The following is a 743-nucleotide window of genomic DNA, read 5'->3' on the forward strand; positions in this document are numbered from 1 at the left end:
AAATCGGGGGTGTGGGAAACCATGCTTGCATGGTGAAGAGGCGGGCACGGCCGGCATTCGCTATGCAAGCATAGCTTCCCACAAAAACAGAGTGTGCTATCCGGCTTGTTGGCTCTGTGAACTCTGTGGTGAAAGACTTTTACAGCCTAAGGCAGTTGTGCCAAGGCGTCCATGAGCACTTGTGGTGTCGTCTCCGGTTTGTGCATGTTTTCGCTGAGGTGGCGGCGGAAACGACGGGCACCGGGTTGGCCCTGAAACAGGTTAAGGATATGTCGCAGCGAGTGTTTGGGCGCGTGGCCCAGGGCGTAACGGCGTTCCACATAGGGGAGGAACTGCTCGGCAACCGCCTTGCGGCTGGGAATGGCGTGGTCGTCGCCAAACACCACCCGGTCTGCCTCGGCCAGGAAGTAGGGGTTCTGGTAGGCCTCGCGACCGATCATGACGCCATCCACTTCCCCCATGTGTTCGTGCACCTGATCCAGGGTCTTAACGCCGCCGTTAAGGATGATTTCGATGTGCGGAAAGGCCTGTTTGATGGCATAGGCGCGCTGATAGATCAGCGGCGGGATATCCCGATTTTCCTTGGGGGACAGGCCGGAAAGGATCGCCTTGCGGGCATGGATGGTCAGGCTGGTGCAGCCAGCGGCTTCCATGCGGCCCACAAACCGGTACAGGAAATCATAGTCATCCTGGTCATCGATGCCGATACGGGTTTTCACCGTCACCGGTACGCGGACCGCCGC

At 59.0% G+C, this 743-nt stretch carries 1 protein-coding gene; it reads right to left on the reverse strand.

Annotated features, from left to right (window positions below):
* Positions 1-146 precede the first annotated feature (146 nt).
* The coding region (locus A3754_RS00765; RefSeq protein ID WP_197468345.1) for a tRNA-dihydrouridine synthase at positions 147-743 on the reverse strand (597 nt) is incomplete at its 5' end.

It is taken from the genome of Alcanivorax sp. HI0083 (genome assembly GCF_001635175.1).